The organism is Protofrankia sp. Cr1, assembly GCF_963555865.1.
Classification (GTDB): Bacteria; Actinomycetota; Actinomycetes; order Frankiales; family Frankiaceae; genus Protofrankia.
Map to the genome: position 1 here is coordinate 1 of NZ_CAUVXO010000450.1, position 4320 is coordinate 4320.

3 protein-coding genes are annotated in these 4320 nt (G+C 69.4%); 1 reads left to right on the forward strand and 2 read right to left on the reverse strand.

Annotated elements, in window-relative coordinates:
* Window positions 1-52: 52 nt before the first annotated feature.
* Together U9980_RS23455 and U9980_RS23460 are read right to left on the reverse strand one after the other, a co-directional pair.
* Window positions 53-1141 carry a hypothetical protein gene (locus tag U9980_RS23455; protein ID WP_322769919.1) on the reverse strand — a complete coding sequence of 363 codons (1089 nt, stop codon included), beginning with the start codon at window positions 1139-1141 and terminating at the stop codon, window positions 53-55.
* Window positions 1117-2232: a serine/threonine-protein kinase gene (locus U9980_RS23460; protein WP_322769920.1), complete on the reverse strand. Its 1116-nt coding sequence runs from the start codon at window positions 2230-2232 to the stop codon at window positions 1117-1119. Before U9980_RS23460 ends, U9980_RS23455 begins: the two co-directional genes overlap by 25 nt.
* 572 nt (window positions 2233-2804) lie before the next feature.
* Between U9980_RS23460 and U9980_RS23465 the strand changes: the two genes are divergently transcribed.
* The coding region (locus U9980_RS23465) for a serine/threonine-protein kinase (RefSeq protein ID WP_322769921.1) at window positions 2805-4320 on the forward strand (1516 nt) is incomplete at its 3' end.

Consider the following 4320-nt stretch of genomic DNA (forward strand, 5'->3'; position numbering starts at 1 on the left):
TCCCCGATGGCCTCGGATGCCGCCGTCCGCTCGGCCCGGGTGAGCACGTCGGTCATCCGCATGTGGTCGCGGGCGGTACCGGCGTCGGCGTCGGCGGTGTCCGAGAGGTCCCGGGTCTGGTCGAAACACAGCACGCAACGCAGCGTGTCGAGGGCGACCTTGTCGTGCGTGCGGGCCCGCGTAGCTCCTCGGGGGGCAGCAGGAGATCAAGCCGTTCGAGCGGCCCCGCGGAATCGGCGAGGATGCGCTCGGCCTGGTCCAGACCATTCTTCTGAGTGTCGGTGGCCACCTGGACGACGTCGTCGCAGAGCCGGCCGATCTGGTCGGCCCAGGGCGCGCCGGCCGCGCGCAGGGCGGCGTCGAGCGCATCCCGGGCCGTGTCCCCCAGCTGTGCGTCGCGCATCGCCGCCAGCTGCCTCTCGGCCCGACCGATATCGTCGGCCGCGATGGCGGCGACGACGATCTCGGCACCGATCCTCAGCAACGCGCTAGGCAGCGCCGCGCGAATCCGGGCGGCGAGGCTTTCGTCGAGCCGGGCGTTGGCGGCGTGTCTGATGCGCGCCACCAGGCTGTCCCAGACCCGGTCGTCGCTCAGGACGAGCCCCCAACGGCGGTAGACCGACACCCAGTCGGGCTGCGCGGTGTCGGCGGCCAGTTCGGCGTCGAGTGCCCGTACGTGCTCGAGCACCGCGAGGTTGTGGACTGCGCTCGCGGCGTCCGCGGGCACCGTCAGGTCGCTGTTCTGCGCCGCGGTGGTCCAGTGCCGGACCGCGGCGTCCGGATCGCCGGCGGCCAGGGCGGCGAGCGCTGCGTCCTGCGGACCGCCCGATTGCGCCGGCCAGAACCAGAAGAACTCGTCGACCAGCCGCTGGCGGGGATCGCCCAACCGGTCGAGAGCGGCGCGGATGTCCCCGGCAGACGGGGCCGGCGCCAGCGGCAGGATGTCCGAGGTCGGCAACTGCCCATCGGTCTTCTCGATAACGGCGAGCCTGTCGGCCATCCGTCTGATCTCCCGTCCGGTGGACGAGAGTGCCAGGCCGGTCACCCGGAAGGCGTTCTGTCGGTAGATCTGCGCAGACACCCGCTGCAGCGGGTCGGCGTCGGTGCCCTGGGTCGTCACATCGTCACCCCCTTGCGCCACAGCCTGATCCGTGACACGTACTGATCACGTAGCCCGGGCCATTTGTTGAAGGCTTCCTCCATCAGATCGGCGGCCTTGTCGCACTGGCCCGTGGTGGCGAGGGCCACCGCCTGGCGAGCCATCCCCAGCGCCGCGGCCTCATCCGCGGACGATGACCGACCGAGCACATTCTTGCCCGCGGCGATCTCCCCGGCCGGCCCGGGTTCCTTCTCTCGCGGCCGCGGCGCCGCCGGGCTCTCTGGCTGCCACGCATCCAGGTCGGCGAGCATCTCGGCGGCCGACGGGTAACGCTTCGCCGGGTTATAGGACAGCGCCCGGGCGACGATTGCGTCCAGTGTTCCGTCCACCGCGTACCGCAGCTCGCCCGGCAGCACGAGCGTGCCCGTGTTCCAGGCGGCCGTGATCGGGTCGCCGGCGGAGCGCATCGGATATGGAAGCCGGTCGGTCAGCAACAGGTAGAACACCGCGCCCAGAGCCCAGACGTCCCCCGGCACCGACGCGAGATGCGGGTGGAGCAGGGTCTCCGGCGCCATGAAAGCGATGGTTCCCTGGGAGCTGGCCAGCAGGGTCAGGGCACTGACCTTCTTGGCGAGGCCGAAATCGCTGATCCGCACGCGCAGACCGTCCCCGTCGTAGCCGACCAGTATATTCTGCGGCGTGATGTCCCGATGGACGATCGGCGGGGACTTCCGATGGGCGACCGCCAGCCCACGCGATATCTGCCGCATGACGTCCACCGCGGTCGGGATGGGCACGAACCCGTCGCCGTACGACGACCAGAAATCGTGCAGGGTACCGCCGGCCACGTATTCCATGGTGAAGTATGCGTAGACCCCGTTGTCCGTCTCGACGGTGTTCGCCTCAAACACGCGGATGATGTTGAGGTGACCCATGCCGGACAACAGCATCGCCTCGCCGAGTGCGTCATGCACCTGTTCCCCGGACATTCCTACCTGCCGGAAGACCTTCATCGCCTGCCGGCCCAGATACGGGTGATCGACCCGGTAGACCTCGGCAAAAGCCCCCCTGCCCAGCAGCCGGTCAACCGTGCAGGTATCCCGGATGACCTGCCCCTCGCACAACAAGTCCATACGTGAGACCTCCGGCAGCACAGATCCAGATGTTCGTTATCGCGCGCAGACTTCCGCCGCCAGCTCCAGAACCTAGGCGACAGATTTTCGGCCGGGTAGGTGAGCGCTACACCTCCACCACAATCTCCACGGAGAGATACGAGATGTTACCGGAGGGTGATGACCGTCGGTATCCGTCGCAAGGCTCTCACCCAAAGCCTCGTCCAGGCTATACAGAAGAACAGCGACGGGGGGCCACGGGGCATTTTCTCGCAAACATTTGCAGACGTCGTCCGCCGTGACCAGACGATTGAGGATCTTCCAGCGGGCCAGATCCGCCGAGTCCGTTCATCGCACGTGTCAGGTCGCTACCCGCGCGGGAGATTTGGTGCCGGTCGGGATCGGATGAAAGGCCACATCGGATGGAAGGCCACCCAGCCGAGATGGCAGGCAGTCCCGGCAATCCGTGATGTTCCGGGGTCCTGGGGCGCTCTAAGCTGGCTCCACCATGGTGATGCTGTGATGATCCGGGTCGTGACGACAGAACGGCCAACAGGACGGCCAACAACACGACCGGGCTGCCGGAGCGTTTGGTGATTATCGAGCGGGCGCGGGTTGCCGCGGCGGTGCCCAACTACGTCCTCGGCGAGTATCTGGGCTCGGGGGCGTTCGGGCTGGTGCTGAAGGCAGAGCACCGGCGGATGCGCCGACCGGTGGCGATCAAGGTGATCCCAGCCGAGACGGCCGAAGGCGAGCGGATCGACTTCGCCGCCGAGGCGCGGGTGCTGGGCGGACTGGATCATCCGCATGTGGTCCGGGTCTACGACTACATCGAGGCCGACGACCTGTGCCTCGTGGTGATGGAGCTGCTGGCCGGGGGCACGCTGACCCGGCGGCGGGGCACGCTGACGCCGGAACAGGCGTGTGCGGTGGGCCTGGCGGTGGCCGCGGCGTTGAGCCACGCTCACGACCACAGTGTGCTGCACCGCGACGTCAAGGCCGACAACATCCTGTTCGCCACGGACGGGACGGTGAAGGTCGGCGACTTCGGCATCGCGAAGCTGTTCGAGGGGTCGGCGACCACCGCCAGCAAAGTCGCCGGCACGCCGGTCTACATGGCGCCCGAACAGATCGAGGGCGGCCGGCTGTGCCCGGCGACCGACCTGTACTCGCTGAGCATCGTGCTCTACCAGCTCCTGGCCGGCCGGCCGCCATTCGACCCGAAACAGCCACTGCACATACTGTGGCGCAGGCAGCTGACCGAGCCCGCCCCGCCCATGGTCGGGGTACCCGCACCGGTCGCCCAGGTGGTGCTGCACGCGTTGGAGAAGGACCCAGCCGCCCGCCACCCGGACGCCGCCGCGTTCGCCCTCGCCCTCGCCCTCGCCACGGCCGCGGCCTACGGCACGGGCTGGATCACCCGAGCCGGCCTGCCGCTGCACCTCGACGACGCCGTCCGCCACGCCGCCGAGCAGCCGCCAGCCGCCGACGTGCCGACGGTCGCCCACACCCTCGTCACCGCCCACACCCTCGTCACCCCCGCCCTCGCCGTCGCCGAGCCCACGACCGTCGCCGGCGACGATGCGACGGAGAAACAGCCCGAAGGCGAGCGCCTGGACACCCCCGAATCCACCGAGGGCGTGTTCGCTCGCCTACTGCGGACTCACGGCCCCGACCACCCCGACACCCTGGATGCTGCGAACAACCTCGCCATCCGGCTGAGCGCCCTCGGTGACCATCAAGCCGCCCGCGAACTCGACGAGGACACCCTCACCCGGCGCCGCCGAACCCTCGGGCCCGACCACCCCGACACCCTCAACTCGGCCCACAATCTTGCCGTCGACCTCGCCGAGCTCGGCGACCGTCACGCCGCCCGCGACCTGTACCAGGACACCCTCACCCGGCGCCGCCGAACCCTCGGGCCCGACCACCCCGACACCCTCAACTCGGCGAACAACCTCGGCATCCTGCTGAGCGCCCTGGGCGACCACGAGACCGCCCGCGAACTCGGCGAGGACACCCTCGCCCGCCGCCGCCGCGTCCTCGGGCCCGACCACCTCGACACCCTCAACTCGGCCTACAACCTCGCCGTACGGCTGAGCGCCCTCG